Below are 20504 nucleotides of genomic sequence, written 5' to 3' on the forward strand. Positions count from 1 at the left end.
ATGCCTCCCATTTGGTTGCCCGGCTGATTGCCCATCATATTTCCCATTTGGTTGCCTGGCTGATTGCCCATCATATTTCCCATTTGGTTGCCTGGCTGATTGCCCATCATGCCTCCCATTTGGTTGCCCGGCTGATTGCCCATCATATTTCCCATTTGGTTGCCTGGCTGATTGCCCATCATATTTCCCATTTGGTTGCCTGGTTGGTTACCCATCATGCCTCCCATTTGGTTGCCTGGCTGATTGCCCATCATGCCTCCCATTTGGTTGCCTGGCTGATTGCCCATCATGCCTCCTGGTAATTGCCCTAATTGAAAATCTTGAACTTGGATTTCATCCAAGGATTCTTCTTCATATTGGATTGGTTGTTGCTGGCCCTCACCCATTAGGCTTTGGAAACTTGCTTCTGCAAAGGCTCCAGAGTATTGCTGTTGAGGTCTGCCTTTATGAAATTGATGATAATCAGGATGATGATGTGCTTGACTTTGTATTTCGTCAGCAGCAGAGTATTTACCTTTGACTCCCTTCTCCGGCCCATATGTTCCTAGCACACCCTTGTTGCAGCCACAATCCTCTTCCGCTTGCATGATGGGCATGTTATACGACTGCTGAGGATAAACTTGGAACTTCTGGTCTTCTGATGATGATGATGATTCAGAAGATGACTCTTCATGTTTCATGAAAGATCCCGCAACTTGTTGGGATGGTCCGCCATACATATGGTGAGGGACTGGAGCTGAAGCTTGGTATGGATAATATTGCTGTCCAGCCTGATTATTGCCGGCTCCTTGAATGTTATTTTGGTTCATCATATACATATCAGAAGATTCTCCCCATACGTCTGAACTCTCTTCCATCATTTGATATCCTTGCATTCCTTGGACACCTTGATAAGTTCCCTGATAATCATTTACACCTTGGATTCCCTGCACCGGCATATGCGCCCAAGGTGGTGGATCGATACAAAAACCGCTTCCAGGCATGATTGGTGTGATAGGAATACAATCATCCATCGGTTCACATATTTCCTGGACAACCGGCTTCTTTTTCGCTTTTTTCTTTACCGGTTTCTCCACCTTTTTCTCTACGACCGGTTCCACTTTTTTCGGTGGAGCTGGTGGCGTAGGTGGTTTCTGCACGCTCATGTTTGTCATATTGACCATATAATAATTATTGATATCTATTTCTGGAATAACTGGTGTAGGTACTTGAACCTCTTTCTGGACAACGATTTCCTTTTCCTTAATAACTGGCTGTTGATATTCTTTTATTATAGGTTTAGGTTGTTGATATTCTTTAATCACTGGCTGTTGGACTATTTGTTTTTCCTTTACTGGTGGTTGATACTTTTGCTGTTCTTTGATCACGGGTTGTTGCTTAATTTGCTGTTCTTTCATTTGCATCGGTTGAATCTGAGTTTCCTTTGATTGATAGTTCACTTGAGGTGAACCCATTTCTTTTTTTATCATTCCAGATGTATTTCCAGGTATATTGATTTTCATTCCTGGCATCATCATATCCGGATTACTTAACTGAGAATTTGATTTTTTCAGTTGTTCATAACTGACGCCATATTTTTTTGCGAGCTTCCAAAGCGTATCGCCTTTTTGGACTATATGAATTTTCACGCTGATAACCCCTCCTGTGCATATGTCCATATATACTATGATGTAGTGGGTAAATTGCTATTATTATTTATCATGAAAACTTATGCATGAAGAGACCTATTTATGAATGGAAGCCAACTGTTTAAACAATACTTAAAAACAACTCGCTTGTCTAAACCGCAACAACTTCGGGTATAAGTTTTATAAAATGCCCTAAAGGTGTCTAACTTACATAAAAACCAGCAATATAGGAGGTCATTCTCATGAAATGGAAAGGAAGACAAAAAAGTTCGAACGTTGAGGATAGAAGAGGAATGGGTGGTAAGAGCATCGCCGGTATTGGTGGCGGCTTTGGCATCGTCGTCGTTTTGATTGTGATGTTTCTAGGTGGCAATCCGAATGATCTTCTGAATAGCTTAGGCTCCAATGATACGAATAACAATGGAACTTATGAGGAAACCGACCAAGAGAAAGAGCTCGCAGAATTTGTTTCCGTCGTCCTCGGAGATACGGAGCGGGTATGGTCACAAGAGTTTCGTAAGCAAGGATTGGAATATAAAGAGCCTACCCTAGTTTTATATACAGGTAGCGTTGATTCAGCCTGCGGGACGGCAGGATCTTCAGTAGGACCCTTTTATTGCCCTGGTGATATGAAACTTTATATTGATTTAAGCTTCTATCAGGAGCTACGAGATGAATTCCAGGCACCCGGTGATTTTGCGATGGCTTATGTCATTGCCCATGAAGTGGGTCATCATGTTCAGACCCTTTTAGGTACGACTCAAAAGGAAATGCCAGATCGATCGAAAGTCAGCAAAAACGAATATAATAAATATTCCGTCCGGCTAGAACTTCAAGCGGATTATTTAGCAGGGGTATGGGCCCATCACGCCCAAGGGGAGAACCTGCTTGAGGAAGGTGATCTTGAAGAAGCCCTGAATGCAGCCAGCGGAGTTGGTGATGATACCATACAAAAGAAATCTCAAGGGTATGTTGTTCCGGACAGCTTTACGCATGGTACTTCCGAGCAGCGAAAGCGCTGGTTTAATAAAGGATTCCAATCCGGAGATATGAACGGGGGCAAGACATTTAATGCAAGCAATCTTTAATTTCACAGGAAAGAGGGGGATTCTTTACACCCCTCTCTTTTTTGCGACTCCATTAACCTTTACGAAACATTTAACTCCTTCACTCGCTATATGATTAGGTTTCATTCGATCGTATCCTTGATTTTATGTTAAACTATTTGTACATAACGAGGTGAGAATCATGCAAAAAAAGAAATTATTAGGTGAAGAAAGAAGGACGAAACTCTTACATATCCTGCAAACAAGTTCACAGCCTATTACCGGTAGCGAACTCTCCCAGATAACAAATGTCAGCCGTCAGGTCATCGTCGGTGACATCACCCTTCTAAAAGCAAGGAATGAGCCGATTATCGCCACTAGCCAGGGGTATATATACTTGCAAACCGAAACTAGACAAAATCCGGAACGGACCGTTGCTTGCCAACACGATCCCACTCGGGCCCAAGAAGAATTATTTCTCCTTGTCGACATCGGTATAACGGTCAAAGACGTTAAAGTAGAGCATCCCATATACGGCGACATAACGGCCTCCATCATGGTCAGCAATCGGAAGGAAGTGGAGTCATTCCTTTCAAAAGTCACTGAAACAAAGGCCACTTTACTATCAGAACTGACGAGCGGCATTCATCTTCATACCATTAGCGCCGCTTCAGAAGACCTTCTCGATGAAGCAGAAGAAGCATTGAATAAGGCCGGAATTTTAGTTAACTAGAAAAATACCCTTCGAAGCAATCGCTTTTGAAGGGTACATTTTTTTATGATTCGCTCTCGTTTCCGCCTTCATCTCCACTCTCCCCCTCTTCATTACTTATTAACTGAGCAATCAGGGTGAGGACGGCCCCTATCGCTTGAATCCAACTTCCTAACGTCTGTATCGTTTGCGGATCTAATCCACCACCATCGTCGTCTTGGTTCCCATTCCCTTGTGACCCGTATCCTTGGCTCCCATATCCTAAATTCCCATACCCTTGCATTCCGTACCCTGAACCCCCATATCCTTGTGATCCGTACCCTTGATTCCCGTTTCCTTTGTTTCCGTTCCCTTGTTTTCCGTACCCTTGATTCCCGTTTCCTTTGTTTCCGTTCCCTGAATTTCCATTCCCTTGACTCCCATTTCCTTGGCTTTCTAGGCTTGGATCCGTATCTTCTCTTTTCAGTTCAATAATCCCTGATAGCGCCTGTAATGAATTACCGATTAGCTGCAATAGATTTCCAACTATATTCAGCCCTTCTGCTGGTGAGTTTTCGGTGATATCCGCCGCAGATACGCCACCACCTAAAGCCTGAATGAAATTTCCGTCTATAATCAACAAATCGTTCGTGTCATCAGAAAAAGTACCAATCAATCCAGTAATGACCGTCGAATTTCCGACGGCCTGAACTGCGCTTCCAATTTGATCTAGTGTAAATGCTTCCTCTCCATCGGCAATTAAAGCATTGCCTGTTCCCTGGAGCGTGTTTCCCACTATATCCAAGTTATTTGCTGAGTCATAATCCGATACGAGGGATGGTGTATTGGCGATGGCCGATAAAACCGTTCCGATGGCTTGCAGCCAAGATCCGAACGTTTCTTTGAACTCATTACTCATCTTTACCGCACATCTCCCATCCCCTCTTTCATCTTTTTCAGTCTTTTACATCTAAATTCTGTAAGAGGATATTGTAACGATAAATCTGGTTTACCTCTTGGTATGTATTTCTCCCAACCCACTTCATAATTAACCCTATTAAATCCTATTATATGGGCTTAATAGCTTTACGTTCTTTAAAAAAGGCAGAACAATGAGTCACTCCCTATTTTTCTAAGATTCAAGGCCTCCTAAAAAAATCTCCTTGGACCTTTTATCCAAGGAGATTTTTTTGGAATGTACTTTAAAGACCATTTAACTGTGTTTCCTTCTGTCTACATCTGTTCTTATCGATGCGCCACTCCATTTTGGACCGTAAAGCATGGGTAACTTCCCATTACTGAAACCGTGCATCCTAGGGCCTCAAGTTCGGAAATGGCTCCCGGAATGAGTACTTCATCAAGTGCCATTTCGATATCGATAATGAAAAAATAATTTCCTAATCCCGTTTTCATCGGTCGAGATTCTATTTTGGAAAGGTTCAGTTTCCTCCATGAGAAGGCAGAAAGAACTTGATGGAGTTGTCCTGAATGATCGGCTGGCAACTGGATCATCAGTGTCGTTTTACTGATTCCTTCGTTAGCCAGATGTCCACTGAAGTCGATATCATCGTTAGAGACGACGATGAATTTAGTATGGTTATGTTCATAGTCATGGATATTCCGGTTGAGAATCGTCAAGCCATACTCCTCCGCTGCCGTTTCATTGGCGATGGCAGCAATCTTGGCATCCGGATTCTCCATCACCTTCTTGGCGGCTGCTGCCGTCGATGTAACATATTCAAACGAAATGCCACTTAAATCTTTATGTAAAAATTTACGGCATTGGGCGATAGCATGCGAGTGGGAATAGACCATGTCCGGTTTAAAGTCAGGGTAAGCCTGATTAGGGTGCACCATGTAATGCTGCTGGATGGGAATCGTGATTTCCCCTTTGATTGGAAGCGTCACTTCATGGACCAAGTAATCCATGGTTATATTTACCGAACCTTCCAGTGCATTCTCGATTGGGACCAGCGCATGATTCACTTCCCCGTCACGGACAGCATCGAGACTGTCTGGTATGGTATTCATGGGGAATTTACTATGGTGGGGAAACAGTCGAGAAACAGCTAAATCCGTGAACGTTGCTTTTGGTCCAAGAAATGCTATTTTTGATGTCATATTATCATCCTCTTTTCACGGAAAATCTACTGTTTATGTTATGCCATTTTCAGATTTATTACAATAGTTAATCTTCAGTAGTCCACATAAAAAAACAGCCTGTACAATTAAACTGTACAGGCTGTTTTTCACGCGCCATTCCCAAGGATTTCGACTCTTTCGACGAATTCCATTTTACGCAATCTTGTTAAAAGGTCCTCAATATCCAATGTCATCCCGCTCGTATTGAGCGAAAGAGTGACATTGGCACGACCTTGCAAGGGAATCGTTTGATGAATCGTCATGATGTTGCAGCCAGATGAGGCGACCAGTCGTAAGAGCTCCGATAGGGTCCCAGAACGGTCTTCGAGGTAAAAGAACAAGGTAATCAGCTTCTCTTTGACAATCGTATGGAACGGAAAAACCGTGTCCCGATATTTGTAAAAGGCACTTCTGCTCAGATCCACTTTTTGTACCGCTTCCCAGACAGATTCTGCTTTTCCCCGTTCAATCATTTCTTTAGCATCCAGCGTTTTTTTCATTGCTTCGGGAAGGACATCCTCTCGAACGAGGAAGAATTTCTGATCGGCCTTATTCAAAGTCCGCACGCTCCTTTTGCCTACCACCATGGTCTTTACTATTTATCAATCAATAAATTCAAACTCATATTCAAGGATACGAACGATATCTCCGTGTTTCGCACCTTTTTGACGAAGTCCTTCATCGACTCCGAATGAGCGAAGTTGTCTTGCGAAACGCTTGATGGATTCTTCACGAGTGAAGTCCGTCATTTTGAATAGACGTTCAATCTTGAAGCCTTTAACAGCAAAGCTACCATCCGATTCACGTTCAATTTCAAATTCATCTGAAAGTGCTGTATGTTTATAAAGCACACGGTGAACCCCTGTATTCTCTTCTTCATGATCAAGCGGGAATTCAGGCGTTTGTTCGATTTTATCAGCAATTGCATAAAGAAGTTCACGAATTCCTTCACGTGTAACAGCGGAAACCGGGAAGACCGGGAAATCCTCTTCAAGCTTTTCTTTGAATGCCACTAAATTATCTGCCGAATCAGGCATATCCATTTTACTGGCTACGATGATTTGCGGGCGTTCAGTCAAACGAAGATTGTACTCTTCAAGCTCTTTATTGATTGTCAGGTAGTCTTCATACGGATCTCTGCCTTCAAGACCAGACATATCAATCACATGAACGATGACTCTTGTTCTTTCAATATGACGTAAGAATTGGTGTCCAAGTCCCACTCCTTCAGATGCTCCCTCAATTAGTCCTGGCAAATCGGCCATGACGAAACTGCGGTGATCTTCCGTTTCAACCATTCCAAGATTCGGCACGATCGTCGTGAAATGATATTCAGCAATTTTTGGTCGAGCTGCTGATACGACAGAAAGCAAAGTGGATTTACCAACACTCGGGAATCCTACTAAGCCTACATCTGCTAATAATTTCAGTTCCATGATTATATCGCGTTCTTGTCCTGGTTCACCATTTTCAGCAATTTCCGGAGCCGGATTGGCCGGTGTTGCAAAACGGGAATTCCCACGGCCACCACGGCCACCTTTAGCGATAATGGCACGTTGTCCGTGTTCAACTAAGTCAGCAATGACTTCCTTCGTTTTTTCATCAATGACAACTGTACCAGGTGGTACTTTAACGACCATATCTTTCGCAGCTGCACCATGCATGTTTTTGGACATGCCATGTTCACCACGAGGGGCTTTGAAGTGACGTTGGTAACGGAAATCCATCAACGTCCGCAAACCTTCTTCCACTTCAAATACGACGTTCGCTCCATTGCCACCGTCTCCGCCGGCAGGTCCGCCTTTTGGTATGAACTTCTCACGACGATAAGCAACGATTCCGTTACCACCATCTCCGCCTTTTATATAGACTTTCGTTTGATCGACAAACATGCTATCACTTCCTTGTTTTCTGCAAGTCATTTCTTGCTGTATACTTCTCTAAAACTTAATATCCATCTTAAAGAATAATTCATCCTCATTACAAAGACGCATTTCAATTGATTGTTCCGCCGTTAAAGATTTCTGTAAAAATTCGACCACTGCGGATTGGTCATTGAATCGGCCCTGCAAATGGAAAGAACAACGCATATCGCTTATCTCTTTTTTACACATGGAGATAGCCAGTACATTTTCTCCAAAAGGATCCAGATTCTTTTCTAAAACTTTAAAGTAATCGTACGTCCAACGAGACATCAACTCGTCCAACTCAGTTGAGCCCGCAAAAACATCGATAATTTCAAATTCACTATGAAATGTTGAATTACTCCAGTTCGACGTCAACAGCAACTCGCTGAACTTTGGCAAATTCAAACTAGAGAGCCTTGCTTCATTTTGGGTCTCAATGATGATCTCATCAATAAAGCCTTTGACGCGATCAATTCGATTCAACTCCAAATTCCCTTTTATGATTTGAATTCTATTCAGCCAATCATGCCTTGTTTGCCGAAGCGTTTCAATAGTCGTCCAATTTTTATCCATCATTAACACCTTCAATTATGATAAAGAAACGTTTTATGCTCTATCATGTTGAATACTTCCATTTGTACAGTATATCAAAAAACAAACAAACAGGAAATGAAGCTCGATTCACATGCCTTCATATGAAAGCCCCCGTCCAAAAAACACAGCCACACACCCTGAGTTCTTTGGACGATGGTAGAGCCGTTTGAACTTGCAAAGAGAATGGGCTTATTCATGCAACAATTGGAGATATAATAGTTGAACGGAACAGTCTATTTGGATTAACTCAAAGATATGATAGTTAAAGTAGCTTTTTATCCCATAAAGTATAAGAAAGCCCGCCAAACTGGCGAGCCTTTTGTGAATCAGAGGTTGTTTTCCATACTAACTGACTAAAGTCTCCTGCAAACGCTGGTTATTTATCAAACTTATAGTATAAATAAAGGGCCGGACCCCTTCCGCACTATATATAGCAAACCATTATTAATAATGACGCGATATATAGTGTCTCATAGAAGGAATCAGACCCTTTTGAGTCAGCCTCTGTTCAAAGATGCCAATTATGCTTCTTGTGCAACTGGATATACGCTTACTTTTTTACGGTCACGTCCGAAACGTTCGAACTTAACAACACCGTCAATTTTAGCGAATAGAGTATCGTCTCCACCACGGCCTACGTTCTCACCTGGATAGATTTTTGTTCCACGTTGACGGTAAAGGATAGAACCACCAGAAACGAATTGACCATCTGCACGTTTAGCGCCTAAACGCTTAGAGATTGAGTCACGTCCATTCTTTGTAGAACCTACTCCTTTTTTCGAAGCGAAGAACTGAAGATCTAATCTTAACATTTGTTCCACCTCCTACTGGTTGAGGATAATTTTCATATATTTACCATAATCACGTTCGATGGTCTGCAACGATATGAGCATAGCGTTCAAGAGCAGTTGCACCTTCTCTTCGGACTCCGGTGAAAGATTCCCCGGAATGACGCAGCGAAGATAACCACCGTCTTTCCCCTGCTCAATCTCAGGCTCTATATCCGTTAAGGACATAATTGCATTGACGGTCCCGAAGGACACGGCCGATACGCCTGCGCAGACAATATCGGAACCTTTTTTAGCAAAATCAGCATGTCCGCTTAATGTGAACGAAGTGAATCGTTCTTGCGGAGCATCAAGGATAACTTTAATCATCTTGATATCAGCCCTTACGCGTTGATTGTTTCGATAACAACTTTAGTGTATGGTTGACGATGACCTTGTTTTCTACGATTGTTTTTCTTCGCTTTGTATTTGAAGACAGTGATTTTCTTTTGCTTCCCTTGTTTCTCAACAGTACCTGTTACAGTAGCGCCTTCCACTAGTGGAGCACCGACTTTCACGTCTTCGCCACCTACGAATAAAACTTTGTCAAATGTAACAGTTTCGCCTGCTTCAGCGTTTAATTTTTCAATGTAAACCGCTTCGCCAGCTGCTACTTTAATTTGTTTTCCGCCAGTTTCGATAATTGCGTACATACTTGCACCTCCTTGAATGTCTCAGACTCGCCAATCACAGGCGTTTTGTCCAGAAGACAAAAAACTTATAACCTGTTGTTGAGCGGTTGTAGCACGGGTGCTACAAACATAACAGTAAAATCCTATCATGAAACCGGAATAGCTGTCAATATATTTGTTAGATTTCTTGTCCATCACTTTACAGACCGTTCGATTTCCTCACAACTACCGAAGCGTCTGATGGAATACGTATTTATCGGACCTGGGACATAAGAGATAAATAACTTTTTGGCTATCAACTCTTCCAAAGTCGATCTGTACGATTCCTTTTCACCCAACAGCACTTCAGCCACAGATCGGCTAAGCTCCACCCAAACGGCCTCATCATCGGTTTTACGGTGTTCGAACAACTCACGCTCCAAGCGAAAGGCCACTGTTTCGGCACTCTCTATTTTACCATTGCCATTACAGATTGGGCAAGGAACCAGCATCGTTTCACTAAGTGCTGGAGATGTCCGCTTTCTTGTTACCTGTAGGATGCCTAATTCAGTAAAACCAACGACCTTGACGCGCATCTCATCTCTCGCCGCTTCCTTTTTGACAAGATTGATGATTTCAAGCTTATGTTCCGCTTTCTCCATATTAATAAAATCGATTAGGATTATACCGCTAATATTTCTAAGTCTCAGCTGACGGGCTACTTCTTTAGCTGCAGCTGCATTTACCGCAAATAGCGTGGCCTCTTTCTCCACTTTGCCCGTAAACTTCCCTGAATTGACATCGATAACCGTGAAGGCTTCCGTTTCTTCAAAAATCAAATAGCTTCCATTATCAAGCCATACCACCTTTTTCAAGGCTTTTTCAACTTGGTTATCCAGATTCCGTTCAGAAAAAATGTTCTTCGGTCCCGACTCATAGGAAAGATCCCAATCCTTGCCGCTCGCTTGGATTGACTTTCTCAACTCTTGGTATGCCTCAAAATCATCAATAAAGAGCTGTCCTGACGTTGTTGTGTCCATTTCAGTGATAAGCATCTCAAGGAATGTATCTTTCTCATAGAGGAGGGCTGGAGCCTTTAAAGTGGCAGCCTTCCTTTCCATGTCTTTATAAAGCTGTCTCATCGAATTCAGCGTGTCCAGAAATACCGGCTCACTTTCATTCTCCATCGAGGTACGGACAATGAGCCCCTCATCCTCATGCTTATATTCTAAAGCTTTTTCTCTCCAATGCTTTTGCAATCTCTCATTTTTAAATTTCTTCGAAACACCTACATAATCTATTCCATGTATGTAAACGAGGGAATCCGTGGAAAACTCGATCAATCCCGTTAACTTCGCCCCTTTTGTACCTGTTTCATCACGGCTCACCTGTACGAGCAGCTTTTCACCCTGTCGAATATAATGATTGATAGGTGATTCCCCATCCCGCTTTGACAGTTGGTATGCCGGAATTTCATCCCGATGCAGAAACCCATTCTTTTCGGCACCATAATCGATAAAAACAGCATCCATCCCTGGCAACACCTTAGTCACTTTACCAAGATAAACATTACCTACTATACTGCGCTGATGAGGTGGCATGATTTCGATTTTCCGTAAGACTTCATTCTCCAGGACTGCCATTCTTTTTTCGCGTGAAGATAGGTTCACGATCATTTTTTTCATCAAAAAAAATCCTCTCCTCAATTTGAAGAAAGGATATCATATTTAATAAGAATATAACAGGTCACCAATTTCCCCATGGGTCATTTTCTCAGAAAAATAGGCATGAAGAATTTCCGTTTCATCCAATGAGCCACTCTCCCTCCCATTTTTCATGATGATGACGGGATGTTTACAGCCACGTTGAAACATTTCCAGCACTTTATAAATCGGTTCTTGCGAATCCACCATGATCGGCTTTAATTTTGCCAAATCATTCGTGTTCCCATAATGGCGTTGCAGGAGAAAGCGCATAAATGCAAAATATCGCTGTCGCCACTCCATGATTAGCGAGAGACTGATAAAAAAGATGATCAGCCAAATATTCAGGTTAAGCGGTTCAAGAATGACCCATGTCAAAAACGCCAATACTGCGAAAGCAGCAGAAAAATACAACGTATATTTCTGCGCATTAAGAAAGGTGCAGTATAGGGAAACGCCAATGAAAAGAAGCCTCCCCCCATCCAATGGCCAGATTGGCAGTAAATTGAAGAACAACAACATAAGATTCATATATATAAATGATTGATACAGGTCAGAAGAAATAAAAGAAAAGAAATGGAGCAGAAAAGCCGCTCCGATAAGCCATATATGTTGGAGTGGACCAGCAAGCACAACCGCAAGATCTTCCTTCAGGCTTTTATTCCCATACTCCTCGGTCTCAACAGCCCCACCAAAAGGTAGGAGCTGGATAGACTTAATCCTCCATTTAAAATACTGTGCGCATGTAGCGTGTCCCATCTCATGGATAAAGACGATGAGTAAAAGCATCATCACTTCAATAAAGTGTGCCGTAAGGATTGCAATCCCAATGACAAACCACAGCGTAGGGTGAATCTTGATTTTTGACAGTAAGTTCGCATACTCAGTCAAAGGAAATCACCTTTTTAGGATCTACGAATGCATCATTTTCTTTAATCGCTAGATAAAACCGACCCTTTGAACCATCCTCACTTACGGTGACCTGTCCTAGTTCTTTCCCTTTCTTCACCAAATCATAGAGCTTCACATCGATTGTTTCCAACTGGCCATACCATGATTCACTTTTATTAGCATGCTGTATGACCACAGTCTTTCCAATCCCTTCTTTCTCACCTGCAAAGATGACTACCCCCTCATTAATGGATTCGACTTTAGAGCCTATGCTCGTCTCCATGATGATGCCCTCCCCATTCGACTCAAAGGTTTGGGTAATTTCCCCCGACACAGGCATTGCATATCCTTCCCCGGAATCAACCGTTTCCGTATTCGATTCAGTCGGTAAAAAAGCGATGGGTTTACCAAATGTATTTTCATACCAGCTGGAAACCGAGGCAAATTGAAACTCTTGATTCATATTTTCCGTGACAAAGGTCCTGGCAGAATCCAATCGAACGGAAGGGTGCTTAAACATCACGGCAACCACCAGGAATAGGCAAATACTGACGAGGATTTTGAAAAAGAAATATTCCTTCTTAAAAAGCGGATGATCTTTGTCTGAATACCCGTCATAAGATTCGATTTCGTACGGGTTCTCCTTATCCATCTCCGTCCAAGTACTGTTAACCACCGGGCTATCATTCACCTTTCGTCTCTTGGCGATACGATTGCGGATATCTTTCCTGCGATCATCCATTTAAAAATCTACCCCCTGCTCATATCAAAGCGCTCATATTAAAGCGTATGAGCAACCTGTCCAATCTATGACGAAGAATACGATTTCTTTCTCTTTGCATTTTTAAAAACAAATTTGCGATGGAAAAATGAGCCTATTTCAAAAGTTTTGATTCGCAATGGCTTTTAATAATAAATGAGGTGAAAAATGCAATTGATATTCCCATGCTTTATTTGTTATAATGAAGTTGTTTTAACATTATTGAGGGGGAACAATTTTAATATGTCAATCGAAATAGGCAGCAAAGTACAAGGTAAAGTAACAGGTATCACTAATTTTGGAGCATTCGTAGAATTACCAGGAGGCTCAACAGGTCTTGTGCATATCAGTGAGGTAGCGGACAGCTATGTAAAAGACGTTAATGACCATCTTAAAGTAGGCGACCAAATTGAGGTAAAAGTGATCAGCGAGAAAGACGGAAAAACTGCCTTGTCCATCAAAAAAGCTATAGATAGACCCGAAGGACAAACCTCTTCTTATACCAAACGCCCACCACGCCAAGGCGATAATCGTAATAAAGATTTTCGTTCTAAAGGCAATTTTCAACCTAAGGAAAACTTTGAAGATAAAATGGTCCGTTTTTTAAAGACTAGCGAAGAGAACTTATCTACGCTCAAACGTAGTACAGAATCAAAACGTGGCGGTAGAGGCGGAAGACGCGGATAACCTGTTACATTTTTAATACTTTAGTACAATAGATAAGGTAAGCCTTTTTAAGAAGGCTTACCTTTTTTATGTCCTTTTCGAAAAATAAAAAGCGGGGGCACAGAATGCCCTCGCTCACTACTTTAACGCACACTAAAGAACTTTTTCAATTTGGACATGAAACCTTTTTGTTCGCCTCCAATTGGCGTCAACGGCACAGATTCACCCAGAATCCGGCGCGCAATGTTACGATAGGCAATCGAGACCCTGTTGTCCGGATTGTAAGCTATCGGTTCCTTTCTATTGGCAGCCACAATGACCTGGTCATCATCAGGTATCACACCGATCAGATCAATTTTAAGGAAATTGGTCACTCCATCAATATCCATTTCTTCATCTTCATGTAGAAGGTGTCCACGGATTCTGTTGATGATCAATTGAGGAGGAGCAATATGTTCTTCCTTTTCAAGCAGACCGATGATACGGTCTGCATCGCGGACAGCCGGTCTTTCAGCAGTCGTCACGATAATGGCTCTGTCGGCACCTGCTATAGCATTCCTAAATCCCTGCTCAATACCTGCAGGACAATCGATAACGACATAGTCGTAGTCCGGTTTCATATCACTGATAAGTTTCCTCATCTGTTCTTCGTTCACTACTGTTTTATCACTGTTTTGTGGAGCCGGAAGCAAATAAAGCAAATCTTCGAAATGTTTATCCTTAATCAGTGCTTGATGAATTTTACAACGTCCTTCAACAACATCGACCAAATCATAGATGATGCGATTTTCCAATCCCATAATCACATCTAAATTGCGAAGTCCAATATCCGTATCGATCAAGCAAACCTTTTTACCTAGAAGAGCTAACGATGTTCCTAGATTGGCAGAGGTGGTTGTTTTACCGACACCACCCTTACCAGATGTTATAACTATTGCCTCTCCCACGATTAGAGACCCCCTTCTAATCTATTTAAATTAGGTCTATATTTCTTTAAAACTTGCAGTTTATCAATTATGATATTTTCTTCATCGTCCATGAAGGCACATTCCAAATCATGTCCAAATTTCGTATATTGGTCAGGAGATAGATTCACTTTTCCTGCAATTCGTAATTGTGCTGGTTTCATGACTGACGCAGCAATTATGGCTTTCTTGTTTCCCATATAACCAGCGTGAGCGATCCCTCTTAGCTGTCCCATGACATAAATATTCCCACCGGCTCGAACGGTACCATCAGGATTGACATCTCCAATGAGTAGCAAATCGCCGGGAACTTCAAAAACCTGTCCAGATCTTATGACCTTGGTCAAGGTTGTCACTTGATTTTCATCTTTCCATTGTTTTGCATCTTCCCTTGATATGACATTCGAAATCATCTCATCAACGATAAGTTTCTTCTTTTTATGAATCACTTCTTTGATTTTTTCTTGCTGGTCTGCATCTAGATAGCGGTTCCCGGTATGTACTTTAACGGAAATGGACGGGTCGTTCTCTTGAAACTGATAGTTTGCCGAAAGCTTCACTTCTAACTCTTTCAATAATTCGGAAAATGAGCAAGAATCATCGAGATGAAGCATAAACCCGTCCTTTGTCCCCTTAATCATAACATTTTGCTGAATTCTTTTATTCATGACGTTTGTTTCACCTCAATGAAATATAATTCGACATAGGAAAACAAATTCCCTTTTTCTCCTTACATGTATAAGAGAAAATACATTTTAGACCTACTTAACAGTCCAGTGAACGTTATTCCATTTCACCCTGCAAATCAAACTTTTCAATAAGTCTCTTTAACGGGTAGCAACTGATAATAATAAATACTAGATTCAATATAATCGTTGGGACAAATCGCCGTTCCATAAATTCCCCAAATGGCATATCCGCAAAAGTAAGAATGTGATTCATTTGATAAGAAACACCCTCTACAACTGCCGTAAACACCAATGCCATCAAACAGGTAATAAGAATATTATTTTGCAGGATCTTCATACATTTTGAAATCAGATAGGCAAGAAAAGGAAGAAGGAACATATAAATTCCTAAAACTTCTGTATAAACGACATCATAGGTTAACCCAAGAATCGCTCCATATAGCATCCCCATTCTTCTAGATCCGTACATGGTTAGGTAAAAGATGAAAACGATCATGAAACGGGGAACGAGGATGTTATTACTACCAAACATATCACCCGCGAAAAGCTGCGCAAAGATACTTTCAAAAACAAAGAAAAGCAAGGCTACGAAAGAAAGGATGAAATGTTTCACTCAGCTTCATCCTCCCCTTCACTTTCTGCTCCCGCTCCATCCACTTCACGTTTAACCACCATGACATTACTGATATCATAGAAATCCGTATATGGTTCAATATAAGCGGTTTGGTTCAATCCATATTGATCCACTTTCACATCGACAACTTTTCCGATTGGCAGACCTTTAGGAAAGATTCCACCCAAACCGGATGTGATGACACTTGAATTCTTCTTGATTTTTTTATCATAAGGAATCCGCTTCATCAATAAAAGGTTCTTCTCATCATCGAACCCTTCGATCAAACCGTATGCTTTGTCATTGCCCTGGACGATAGCTGAGACGCGGTTCGCTTTATCAATCGAACTTAAGAGCTGAACCGAAGAAGTGAATTCCGTCGTGGCTTTTACCTTACCAATCAATCCATTGGCCGTGATGACAGCCATATTCTTTTCTACTCCGTTACGCTCACCTTTATTAATCGTTAGCATTTCATGCCAGCGGTCCGGATTACGTCCAATGACCGTTGCTTGAACTGGCGAGTACTTTCGCAAGTCATCTTCTTTTTCAAGATTGTCACGAAGGTCTTCATTTTCTTCTTTCAAATCTTGAACCTGTGTCTTCAATAAGACGTATTCATCCAGACGAGCTTTTAACTTTTTATTTTCATCGTATGTATCTTGAAGTTCCTTTAAATTCCCTACAAAATCTGTAATACCCGATACAGGTTTATTAAACACATTTCCAACCCAACCGGTTGTATCCTTCAGAAATTTTTCGGGCCAAGTTAACTCTTCTCTCTCTCTTAATGAAAAACCGATCAATGCCACGAGAACGATAATACTAACGAGCAAGAGTAAGAGCTTTTTATTGAAAAACTGTGGCATGATGATTTGCACCTCTATTTTCATTTACTCTATTAAAATTAAGTATGATATCCACCGTCTTAACATTACACATGTAGACAGTTTTAAAAATAGAAAAGCCGGCTCAAATATGCGATCTTTTGTTGAGCCGGCCCTTTATTAAGTACCGTTTAGCGAGAATCTCTTGATTTCGTCTTGAACAGATGAATATGGTCCAATGCTTTTCCCGTTCCGATGGCTACGCAATCAAGTGGATTTTCAGCAATGATTACAGGCATTTGTGTTTCTTCACTGATCACTTTATCCAAGTTACGCAGTAAAGCACCGCCTCCTGTTAATACAATCCCTCTATCCATGATGTCAGCCGCAAGTTCTGGGGGAGTTTTTTCCAACGTGTTTTTCACGGAATCCACGATGGCTGAAACTGTATCTCGCAGGGCTTTTGAAATTTCCTCAGCTGTAATTTCAATCGTTTTCGGAAGACCCGTCAATAAGTCACGACCGCGGATTTCCATGTTTTCAATTCCTTCTGTATCACCTGCAGAACCGATTTCCATTTTAATTGCTTCCGCTGTACGTTCACCGATCATCAAGTTGTAGTTTTTACGGATGTAAACAATAATTGCGTCATCCATCTCATCACCAGCAATGCGGATTGACTGGCTTGTTACGATACCACCAAGAGAAATGATGGCCACTTCAGTAGTCCCCCCTCCAATATCAACAACCATGCTGCCTGTAGGTTCCCAAACAGGAAGGTCTGCTCCGATAGCAGCTGCAAAAGGTTCTTCAATCGGGTACGCATCACGGGCACCAGCTTGTCTTGCTGCATCGATCACTGCACGCTGTTCAACAGCGGTAATTCCAGAAGGTACACAAATCATGACATATGGCTTGTTGCCGAATACGCCTTTTTTCTGAGCTTCTTTCATATAATACTTCATCATTGTTGCAGTAGTTTCATAATCAGCAATTACTCCATCTTTCATCGGGCGAAGCGCAACCACATTTCCTGGTGTACGACCGATCATGTTTTTCGCATCTTTTCCGACTGCGACGATTTGCTTTGTATCTGTTTGCACGGCAACAACCGATGGTTCACGGACAGCAATGCCTTTCCCTTTTACATAAACCAGCGTATTCGCTGTTCCTAGATCAATTCCAATATCTCTTGCACCAATTCCAAACATTACGGTATCTCCCTTTCGTAAACAAAAATGCCTTTTTATAAGTTCAAATTATAATTTGTCGTTTTTTGACAATAGGTTTTTGAAAAAAGTTCCCTCTTTTAAAAATCATAAACAACATTATATCGTATCGTCAAAAATTTGGATAGTGTCATAAATAACCTTTTTCCTTTAAACTCACATATTTATGCTCTCCGATGATGATATGATCCAATACTTCAATCCCCATTATCTTACCACATTCTACTAATCTTTTCGTTACTTCAATATCTTCTCTGCTGGGAGAAGGATCTCCGGAGGGGTGGTTATGAAGACAAATGATAGAGGCTGCCGACCTACGGAAGGCTTCTTTAAAAACTTCGCGTGGATGCACAATTGAAGCATTGAGGCTACCGATGAAGACAGTTCGCTTATGAAGGACTTGATTTTTCGTATTAAGATAAAGACAAACAAAGTGTTCCTGCGACAAAAATCGCATTTCTTCCATGCAATAATTGGCGCCGTCTTCCGGTGAACGGATGACATAGCGGTCCTGATCATTTAATTTGTGAATGCGCCGACCAAGTTCCACCGATGCTAGGATTTGAATCGCCTTGGCTTCCCCAATTCCCTTGATTTCCGTCATTTCCTCTACGGAAGCTTCTTTTAAAAGCCGTAATCCCTCAAAAGCCTTTATAAGCCGATTAGAGAGCTGGAGCACGGATTCCTCTTTAGATCCAGTCCTTAACAAAAGTGCAAGCAACTCTTGATTCGAGAGGCTCTGCGGACCGTCCTGCAAGAATCTTTCGCGCGGCCGCTCTTCTTTCGGATAATCCCTGATTAACATATTCTCACTCAAAGCATCCACCCTTCCTGAATAAAAGGGAGAGAATCAGTCGGAAACCTTACGTCAACTCAGATTCCATCTTCTTCAATTCTCTTGCTAACCTTGAAATAGGTAGACCGACTACCGAGAAATAGTCCCCATTGATTTGTTTAACGAGAAGCGAACCTAGCCCTTGGATCCCATAGCTTCCCGCTTTATCAAACGGTTCCCCGCTGTCGAGATAACGTTCGATATCCGATTCTGATAACTCCCAAAAAGTCACTTCCGTTTTTACAGCGAATATACGGCGATGCTCCCCATAAATAATGGCCACACCCGTATATACTTCGTGTGTGTTACCCGATAACATTTCGAGCATTCTTTTTCCATCAGCATGATTAGCTGGCTTGCCAAGGATTTCTCCTTCAAGTACAACAACCGTATCGGAACCGATTACCCAACTTTCCGGATATTTTGATGCAATGGCTTCCGCTTTCCTTACAGCTAGTTCTTGTACTGCGTCCTCTGCCTGCATGTTTTCCTCAATATTTTCATCAACATGGGAATTCATACTCTCGAAGGGGATTTGTAGGAATTGTAGGAGTTCTTTACGACGTGGTGATGAGGAAGCTAATATTAATGATTGCATGATAAAAATTCACCTTTCTTTACTAGGAGAGATACCCTTTCATCCTATCAAATTATTTAGAAATCTACAATTATTGTTTACCATGAATCGACAAAGATTCCCTCTATATTTCCCGGAAAATAAAAAAACGTCTTAAAGGTAAGATAGTTTTCTCTTAAAGGGGAACTTTTTCTGTGAAATAGCTTCCCCTTCCTAGGCCTTTTACTTAACTATCCATACTTTGAAAACCCTTTAGAAACTTTAACAATTTTCCTTGGGCTTCTAATAGCTGTTCCTCCTTTTTGGACTCCTTATACTCATTAATCAGCATAGCTGCAGCCGTTAAATGGCCATTCATTTGGGAAAGCTCTGAGGATAGTTTCTCAGCCTTTAGCTTGTCCATATCTTTTTTCAATGTTTCCGGCTTCCCTGTCGTTTCCTTGCCCCGAAGTTCCGCTGCCGAAATTTCTGATAAGGAAGAATAGACACCCTTCATGGTTTCGAGTGTTTTCTCTTCTTCTGTGCTTATTCCTGTCGCTTTAAGATCAATTTCCTTCCAAAAGACATCTACATCATAGGTTTTTAAAAACAAGGCAAGTTCTTTACTTGATATTAAGTTCTCAGCTGAACCTAAAAATAAATAATAGCTATCCTCCAGTTTGAATACTTCAGCTGGTACCTGTTTTTCCATGATTTTTCCTTGGATTTTTTTCGCTGCATCCTCGCTACTGAACATTCCACCTTGAACAAGAAATGTTTTCAATTCCGTTCCCTTTTCCTTAGCTCCCCCTACGTTCTTTTTTTCCTCTGGAGTTGCCGTCGTCGTGATGCCTGTTTCAACAGGAGCGTCAGCAGCCTTTTCCTTCGTAATCGTCTTTACGGCAATCAAGCCTAGTACCGATCCAAATAAAATCGCACAAAAAACAGAAATCACGAACGTCTTTACGGATCTATTATTGGGCCGCTTGACCGTACTTGTCCCAAAGCCGATAAGCTTTGGCATTTTCTTCTTAGGCGGTGTAGGAACCAATACAACCTTGTTTTCTACTGAATCCTCCGGCAGAACCCACTCGAAACTATCATCAGGCTGTTCCTCACTTGCAGCCTCTGGGATTTCTTCTACATCCTCCCGCTTATTTTCACCGTAAAATATTTTTTCTTCGCCATTTATCTTGATTTTTACCCCTTTACGCTTTTCAGACTTGCTCACTTTTCTTCCTCCCCTCCATTTCATTTTTCTCATCCTATCATAGGAGCAAAAAAAAATAACAAGACTTTTGTCGTCTTGTCATTAATAGGTTTC

General features: G+C 41.6%; 23 protein-coding genes and 1 other annotated feature. Of the genes, 3 read left to right on the forward strand and 20 right to left on the reverse strand.

Annotated features, from left to right (window positions below; all coding sequences use genetic code 11):
* Positions 1-1628, reverse strand: a 1628-nt coding sequence (gene safA / locus ACIQXN_RS00170) for a SafA/ExsA family spore coat assembly protein (protein ID WP_402960530.1), incomplete at its 3' end; no start/stop codon positions are given.
* Positions 1629-1870: 242 nt separating this feature from the next.
* Between safA and ypfJ the strand changes: the two genes are divergently transcribed.
* Together ypfJ and ACIQXN_RS00180 are read left to right on the forward strand one after the other, a co-directional pair.
* Positions 1871-2716 carry a KPN_02809 family neutral zinc metallopeptidase gene (gene ypfJ, locus ACIQXN_RS00175; protein WP_402960532.1) on the forward strand — a complete coding sequence of 282 codons (846 nt, stop codon included), beginning with the start codon at positions 1871-1873 and terminating at the stop codon, positions 2714-2716.
* A gap of 157 nt (positions 2717-2873) precedes the next feature.
* Entirely contained in the window at positions 2874-3407 is a 534-nt protein-coding gene (locus ACIQXN_RS00180; protein WP_402961690.1) for a transcription repressor NadR, read from the forward strand.
* Between the two features lie 43 nt (positions 3408-3450).
* Here ACIQXN_RS00180 and ACIQXN_RS00185 read toward each other — a convergent pair whose 3' ends face one another.
* From ACIQXN_RS00185 to ACIQXN_RS00235, 11 genes are all read right to left on the reverse strand, one after another.
* Positions 3451-4284 (reverse strand): DUF6944 family repetitive protein, encoded by an 834-nt coding sequence (locus ACIQXN_RS00185; RefSeq protein WP_402960534.1) that lies wholly within the window; start codon positions 4282-4284, stop codon positions 3451-3453.
* 326 nt (positions 4285-4610) lie between these two features.
* Positions 4611-5486: a prephenate dehydratase gene (gene pheA / locus ACIQXN_RS00190; protein WP_402960536.1), complete on the reverse strand. Its 876-nt coding sequence runs from the start codon at positions 5484-5486 to the stop codon at positions 4611-4613.
* 128 nt (positions 5487-5614) lie between these two features.
* The gene (locus ACIQXN_RS00195; RefSeq protein ID WP_402960538.1) at positions 5615-6064 is read right to left on the reverse strand and encodes an ACT domain-containing protein; all 450 of its coding nucleotides are present in this window, start codon (positions 6062-6064) and stop codon (positions 5615-5617) included.
* Positions 6065-6109: 45 nt separating this feature from the next.
* The gene (obgE, locus tag ACIQXN_RS00200) at positions 6110-7399 is read right to left on the reverse strand and encodes a GTPase ObgE (protein ID WP_402960540.1); all 1290 of its coding nucleotides are present in this window, start codon (positions 7397-7399) and stop codon (positions 6110-6112) included.
* A 48-nt stretch (positions 7400-7447) separates the two neighbouring features.
* Positions 7448-7987: a Spo0B domain-containing protein gene (locus tag ACIQXN_RS00205; RefSeq protein WP_402960542.1), complete on the reverse strand. Its 540-nt coding sequence runs from the start codon at positions 7985-7987 to the stop codon at positions 7448-7450.
* Positions 7988-8529: 542 nt separating this feature from the next.
* Positions 8530-8820, reverse strand: a complete 291-nt coding sequence (gene rpmA / locus ACIQXN_RS00210; RefSeq protein WP_402875777.1) for a 50S ribosomal protein L27 — start codon at positions 8818-8820, stop codon at positions 8530-8532.
* A 12-nt stretch (positions 8821-8832) separates the two neighbouring features.
* On the reverse strand, positions 8833-9165 hold the full coding sequence (locus ACIQXN_RS00215; protein WP_402960544.1) for a ribosomal-processing cysteine protease Prp: 333 nt from the start codon (positions 9163-9165) through the stop codon (positions 8833-8835).
* 14 nt (positions 9166-9179) lie between these two features.
* Positions 9180-9488 carry a 50S ribosomal protein L21 gene (gene rplU / locus ACIQXN_RS00220; protein WP_402960546.1) on the reverse strand — a complete coding sequence of 103 codons (309 nt, stop codon included), beginning with the start codon at positions 9486-9488 and terminating at the stop codon, positions 9180-9182.
* 13 nt (positions 9489-9501) lie between these two features.
* Positions 9502-9586: a sequence feature (ribosomal protein L21 leader region), on the reverse strand.
* 75 nt (positions 9587-9661) lie between these two features.
* Complete coding sequence (locus ACIQXN_RS00225) at positions 9662-11131, reverse strand: Rne/Rng family ribonuclease (RefSeq protein ID WP_402961692.1); 1470 nt, start codon at positions 11129-11131, stop codon at positions 9662-9664.
* Positions 11132-11173: 42 nt separating this feature from the next.
* Positions 11174-12040 carry a M50 family metallopeptidase gene (locus tag ACIQXN_RS00230; RefSeq protein WP_402960548.1) on the reverse strand — a complete coding sequence of 289 codons (867 nt, stop codon included), beginning with the start codon at positions 12038-12040 and terminating at the stop codon, positions 11174-11176.
* Positions 12033-12782, reverse strand: a complete 750-nt coding sequence (locus ACIQXN_RS00235; RefSeq protein WP_402960550.1) for a peptidoglycan DD-metalloendopeptidase family protein — start codon at positions 12780-12782, stop codon at positions 12033-12035. The genes ACIQXN_RS00230 and ACIQXN_RS00235 overlap by 8 nt, the downstream gene beginning before the upstream one ends.
* Before the next feature lie 261 nt (positions 12783-13043).
* On the opposite strand from ACIQXN_RS00235, the gene ACIQXN_RS00240 reads away from it, so the two are divergent.
* Positions 13044-13487, forward strand: coding sequence for a S1 domain-containing RNA-binding protein (locus ACIQXN_RS00240; protein ID WP_402960552.1), 444 nt, complete (start codon positions 13044-13046; stop codon positions 13485-13487).
* Positions 13488-13609: 122 nt separating this feature from the next.
* Here ACIQXN_RS00240 and minD read toward each other — a convergent pair whose 3' ends face one another.
* From minD to ACIQXN_RS00280, 8 genes are all read right to left on the reverse strand, one after another.
* Complete coding sequence (gene minD, locus ACIQXN_RS00245; RefSeq protein ID WP_402960554.1) at positions 13610-14413, reverse strand: septum site-determining protein MinD; 804 nt, start codon at positions 14411-14413, stop codon at positions 13610-13612.
* Between the two features lie 2 nt (positions 14414-14415).
* On the reverse strand, positions 14416-15099 hold the full coding sequence (gene minC / locus ACIQXN_RS00250) for a septum site-determining protein MinC (protein WP_402960556.1): 684 nt from the start codon (positions 15097-15099) through the stop codon (positions 14416-14418).
* Positions 15100-15214: 115 nt separating this feature from the next.
* Positions 15215-15733, reverse strand: coding sequence for a rod shape-determining protein MreD (gene mreD, locus ACIQXN_RS00255; protein ID WP_402960558.1), 519 nt, complete (start codon positions 15731-15733; stop codon positions 15215-15217).
* Positions 15730-16602, reverse strand: coding sequence for a rod shape-determining protein MreC (gene mreC / locus ACIQXN_RS00260; RefSeq protein WP_402960560.1), 873 nt, complete (start codon positions 16600-16602; stop codon positions 15730-15732). Before mreC ends, mreD begins: the two co-directional genes overlap by 4 nt.
* A gap of 149 nt (positions 16603-16751) precedes the next feature.
* Entirely contained in the window at positions 16752-17771 is a 1020-nt protein-coding gene (locus tag ACIQXN_RS00265) for a rod shape-determining protein (protein ID WP_402960562.1), read from the reverse strand.
* Between the two features lie 148 nt (positions 17772-17919).
* Positions 17920-18594, reverse strand: a complete 675-nt coding sequence (gene radC, locus ACIQXN_RS00270; RefSeq protein ID WP_402961694.1) for a RadC family protein — start codon at positions 18592-18594, stop codon at positions 17920-17922.
* Positions 18595-18652: 58 nt separating this feature from the next.
* Positions 18653-19222, reverse strand: a complete 570-nt coding sequence (locus ACIQXN_RS00275) for a Maf family protein (protein WP_402960564.1) — start codon at positions 19220-19222, stop codon at positions 18653-18655.
* Between the two features lie 205 nt (positions 19223-19427).
* A complete protein-coding gene (locus tag ACIQXN_RS00280; protein WP_402960567.1) occupies positions 19428-20411 on the reverse strand; it encodes a hypothetical protein in 984 nt (327 codons plus the stop codon).
* Positions 20412-20504 lie beyond the last annotated feature (93 nt).

The sequence above is a fragment of the Peribacillus sp. NPDC097295 genome, from assembly GCF_044761665.1.
Classification (GTDB): Bacteria; Bacillota; Bacilli; order Bacillales; family DSM-1321; genus Peribacillus.